The organism is Streptomyces sp. NPDC127084 (genome assembly GCF_042724175.1).
Lineage (GTDB): Bacteria > Actinomycetota > Actinomycetes > Streptomycetales > Streptomycetaceae > Streptomyces.
Genome location: NZ_JBHXFA010000277.1, coordinates 1 through 4,634 on the forward strand (window position 1 = coordinate 1; position 4,634 = coordinate 4,634).

Sequence of the window (4,634 nt, forward strand, 5' to 3'; positions counted from 1 at the left end):
GTGCTGCTGCGCGCCGACGGGCTGAGGGCGGACGGGGCCGCCCCGCGGGGCGCGGGCCCCGCGGCGGGCGGGGGCTCTCACACCCACCCCCTCGGCCTCGGGGGGGGGGGCCCGGTAGAGGGGGGGGGCGCCCCCCCCCGCGGCCCCGCCACTCGGCGGCGAGCAGACGTGTCGCCGTGTCGCCGCCCAGCCGCCACGGACTCGGCTGCACCCGTACGGTCATCCCGTAGCGGGCGAAGGCCACCGACGCCGCGGCGACCGCGTCCGGGCCGAGCAGGCGGCGTCCGTCGTCCACCCGGCGCTGGTGCGCGTTGAACGCCTCGGTGATCTCGGCGTCCAGCGGATCGGCCGGTTCGATGTCCACCCGGCCCACCACCGACAGCGCCAGCAGCACCGGGCTACGGGCCCCGGCACAGGCCGCCGCGAGGGCGTCCAGTTCCTCGCGGGTGAGCAGGTCGAGCAGGGCGGAGGCCGTGACCAGCGAGGTGCCGGCCAGGGCAGCGCCGTCCAGCAGGGCGATGTCACCGCGCTGGGTCGCGACCGTGACAGGGCTGCCGTCGGCGGCCGTACGCGGCAGCTGGGCGGCGGCGAGCGCCAGCAGATCGGGGTCGTGGTCGTGCAGGATCCAGTGCTGGGGGCCGTCGAGCCGTGGTGCCAGCCAGCGCCCCATCGAACCGGTGCCGCAGCCGAGGTCGCGGATCACCAGTGGGGTGTCCGTCCGCGTCGCCGCGATGTACTGGCGCAGTGGATCGAGGAGTTCGGGCGCGCGGGCGGCGGCGTCCGCGCTCTCGCGCAGCGTCAGCCACTCCGGGGCGAAGCGGGGTCGGTCCATCGTGTCTGCCGTACCTGCCGTGTCCATTGAGTCCCTCGTGTCCCTCGTGTCCCTCGCGTCCCTCGTGCCCGTCGTGTCCATCGTGGTCATGCGGTCTCCCGAGAGTCTTCGCGGAGTCGGTCCAGCGCCGCGGCCACCCCGCGCGCCGTGGCGTCCCAGCCGGCCAGCGCGTCGCGCCGGGCGTGTGCGGCGGTCCTGGCACGGTTCCGTTCGCCGGGGTCGCCCAGCCAGTGGCGCAGCGCGGCCGTCAGGGCGAGCCGGTCGTCCGGCCGTACGAGGGTCCCCGGTACGTCCCCGCCGGGCGCCCGTCCGACGGCTTCCGGCAGTCCGCCGACGGCGGTGGCCAGCACCGGGATGCCGCGCGCCAGCGCCTCGGTCACGACCATGCCGTAGGTCTCCGCGTGCGAGGCGAGCACCAGCAGATCGGCGCTGTCGTAGTACGCGTCCAGTTCGGGCCCGGGAGTACGCGGGCCCACCAGCCGTACCCGGTCGGCGAGTCCGTGCTCCGCGATCAGCGCCCGCAGCCGGGAGACGTACGCAGGGTCCTGGCCCAGACCGCCGACGCATTCGCAGTCCCACGGCAGATCGGAGACCGCCGCGAGCGCCTCCACCAGCTCGTACTGGCCCTTGCGCGGGGTCACCGACGCCACGCACAGCAGGCGCGGAGCGGCTTCGGCTGCCTCGCCCGCGCTGCCGCGGGACGGCGGGGCCGGATCGGCGCCGGGGGCCGCGACATGGACTCGGCGGCGGTCGAGACCGTGGTGTTCCACCAGCCGTCCCGCGGCCCAGTCGCTGGTGGCCAGCACCGTGGGGACCGCCCGCAGTGTCCTGCGCTCGGCGGCGTCCAGGGCGGCCGCCTCGTCCGGGTCGAGCCCCGTCTCGTCGGCCAGCGGCAGATGGACCAGCACCGCGAGGCGCAGCCGTCCGGATTCGGCCTCCGGGACGACCACATCGGGCGCGGCGCAGGCGACCAGACCGTCCAGCAGCACGAGGCTCCCGTCCGGCGACTCCCGCAGGACCCGGGTCAGCGCCGCCAGCGCCGCTGCGCCCGGCCGGGGCCAGCCGCCGGGCACGGTCTGCTCGTCCACCGGCCGGCCGAGCCGGGGCAGCTCGGCGCAGACCCGGCGGTCGTAGGCGTTGCCGCCGCTCGGGGTGGCGGGATCGTGGACGCCGGCAGGCATCACGATCCGCACCGGGGAAGCGGGAGCGCTGGTCACAGGGCCCGCTCGTAGCTCGCCCACGCGATGTGCGACTCGTGCAGCGTGACGCCGATCCCGGTCAGCCCGCGGGCGCCTTCACCCAGGGCCCCGGCGTGCACCAGGTCGGCCAGCCGGTCGGCGATCACCTTGGCGAGGAACTCGGTGGAGGTGTTGATCCCGTTGAACTGGGGCTCGTCGTCAAGATTGCGGTAGTTGTACTCGCCGACGATCTTGCCCAGCTCGGTGGTGGCGAGGCCGATGTCCACGACGATGTTGTCCTCGTCCAGTTCCGGCCTGCGGAAGGTGGCGTCGACCAGGAAGGTCGCGCCGTGCAGACGCTGTGCTGGTCCGAAGACCTCCCCGCGGAAGCTGTGGGCGATCATGAGGTGTTCGCGGACGGTGACGCTGAACAACGGCTGTGCCTCCGGTCGGTGCTCCTGGCCGCTGCGGCGGCCCGTGTCCTTCAGTACGGCCGGAGCGTACGCCGCGTTCAGAGGCCCGTTTGGTGCCGGTCGTCACGGTCATATGCGCAGGGATCACTCGTAGCGGACCCGGTGGCACATACCCGGCAGTTCGCCGGCCGCGATACGGGCCAGCACCGACGGCAGTTCGGCGAAAGCGCACTCACCGGTGACGAGCGCGTCGAAGGCCGGGTCGGCGAGCAGGTCCAGCGAGAGCGCCAGCCGGTCGGCATATGTACGGCTGGAGCGCCGCGCCGGGGACACCCGGCCCACCTGGCTGCCGCGCAGCACCAGACGCCCCGAGTGGAACGCCTCTCCGAGCGGCAGGCTGATCCGCCGGTCGCCGTACCAGCTCAGCTCCAGGACCGTGCCCTCCGGAGCGAGCAGCTCAAGCGAGCGGTTCAGTCCGGCTTCCGTGGCGCTGGCGTGTACGGCGAGGTCGCAGCCGCCGAGGGCGTCGGCGGGCAGCGCGAAGTCGACGCCGAGGGCCTCGGCGACGGCGGCACGCGCCGGGTCGGCGTCGACCAGTTGCACCCGCACGCCAGGGAACCGGGCCAGCAGCCGGGCCACGGAGCAGCCGATCATGCCCGCGCCGACGACGGCGATACGGTCGCCGACGAGGGGCGTGGCGTCCCACAGGGCGTTGACGGCGGTCTCCACCGTCCCGGCCAGGATCGCCCGTTCGGCGGGCACGCTGTCCGGCACCGTGGTCACGGCGCTCGCCGGGACGACGAAGCGGGTCTGGTGCGGGTAGAGCGAGAAGACCGTGCGGCCGACGAGCTCGCGGGGTCCCTCCTCCACCAGGCCGACGTTCAGATAGCCGTATTTGACCGGCCCCGGGAAGTCGCCTTCCTGGAAGGGCGCTCGCATCTCGGCGTACTGGCTTTCGGGCACGCTGCCGCGGAACACCAGGCTTTCCGTGCCCCGGCTGACCCCGGAGTACAGCGTCCGGACCAGGACTTCGCCGTCGGCCGGGGCCGGCAGGGCGGATTCGCGTATCTCGCCGCTGCCTGGGGAGACGAGCCAGAAAGCGTGCGCGGTACGTGCGGCTCGCCCCGTCGATGTCCTGGTCGATGTCCCGGCCGACGGCTCGTTCGACGGCTCGTTCGACGAACCGTCCGACGGCTCGTTCGACGGCTCTGCGGATTCCATCGCGGACTCCATTCAGGACCTCCCGCTGAACACTCGGGTTGCGGTTTACGTTCTGAAAATCATGAGGGCCGCTCAACTGGAACGCGGCGTTCATCGACTCTGTCACACAGCCGGAGGGTGGTTGCGCAGTGGCCCTGAGCGGCACTTTCGACGCGAGACTGGTACGCCCCGAGACAATCGCGGGGGCGGGCGCGCAGACTCTCCTGCTCGTCCTGCTGGGCGCCGTGCTCGGCCTTGGGCCGGCCGGCTGGCTGGCGGGCCTGGTCTTCACTTTCGCCACCTGGGCGGTGCTCACGCGGGCACTGCGCCGGTGCTGGCCCACGCGGGTGGCCTTCGGGCCCGCCAACGGCGTGACCCTGGCGCGGACGGTACTGGTCGGGGGCGTTACCGCGCTCGTCGCGGACTCGTTCGTCAACGGCACGCTGCTCGACGGCCCCGGCTCCTCCTTCGTCAGCGAGCCGCCGCTCGCCGTCATGGTCGCCCTGACCGCGGTGGCGCTGGTCCTCGACTGCGTGGACGGCCAGGTGGCCCGGCGCACCGGCTCGGAGTCGCCCCTGGGGGCGCGCTTCGACATGGAGGTGGACGCGTTCCTCATCCTGGTCCTCAGCGTCCATGTGGCGATGTTCCTGGGGCCGTGGGTGCTGCTGATCGGCGCGATGCGGTACGCCTTCGTCGCGGCGGCACGGGTCCTGCCGTGGCTGAACGGCACGCTGCCGCCGAGCATGGCCCGTAAGACGGTCGCCGCGGTCCAGGGGATCGTGCTTCTGGTCGCGGGCGCCGGGATCGTGCCGCTCGCGGGCGCCGCCGTCATGGTCGCGGCGGCACTGGCGGCGCTGGTCTGGTCCTTCGCGCGGGATATCCGGGGGCTGCGGCGTTCGGGGCGGCAGGGGCTCGACAGCGCCGCGCATGACACAGCCGTGGTGCGCGAGACCACCCACGCGGGTGTTTGAGGGTTTCGGAGACGCTGATGGCGGCGGCCCGCACATGGTG

At 73.6% G+C, this 4,634-nt stretch carries 5 protein-coding genes; 1 reads left to right on the forward strand and 4 read right to left on the reverse strand.

What is annotated here, in order from left to right; all coding sequences use genetic code 11:
* The 4 genes from ACFWI9_RS32980 to ACFWI9_RS32995 all read right to left on the reverse strand — a co-directional run.
* A partial coding sequence (locus ACFWI9_RS32980) for a methyltransferase domain-containing protein (RefSeq protein ID WP_387168609.1) occupies positions 1-832 on the reverse strand: 832 nt, incomplete at its 3' end.
* Between the two features lie 86 nt (positions 833-918).
* Positions 919-2,049 (reverse strand): glycosyltransferase family 4 protein, encoded by a 1,131-nt coding sequence (locus ACFWI9_RS32985; RefSeq protein WP_387168612.1) that lies wholly within the window; start codon positions 2,047-2,049, stop codon positions 919-921.
* Entirely contained in the window at positions 2,046-2,444 is a 399-nt protein-coding gene (locus tag ACFWI9_RS32990; protein WP_387168614.1) for a 6-pyruvoyl tetrahydropterin synthase family protein, read from the reverse strand. The genes ACFWI9_RS32985 and ACFWI9_RS32990 overlap by 4 nt, the downstream gene beginning before the upstream one ends.
* 123 nt (positions 2,445-2,567) lie before the next feature.
* Positions 2,568-3,644, reverse strand: a complete 1,077-nt coding sequence (locus ACFWI9_RS32995) for a dehydrogenase (protein ID WP_387168617.1) — start codon at positions 3,642-3,644, stop codon at positions 2,568-2,570.
* A 128-nt stretch (positions 3,645-3,772) separates the two neighbouring features.
* Here ACFWI9_RS32995 and ACFWI9_RS33000 point away from each other — a divergent pair, with 128 nt between their 5' ends.
* The gene (locus tag ACFWI9_RS33000; RefSeq protein ID WP_387168620.1) at positions 3,773-4,594 is read left to right on the forward strand and encodes a CDP-alcohol phosphatidyltransferase family protein; all 822 of its coding nucleotides are present in this window, start codon (positions 3,773-3,775) and stop codon (positions 4,592-4,594) included.
* Positions 4,595-4,634 lie beyond the last annotated feature (40 nt).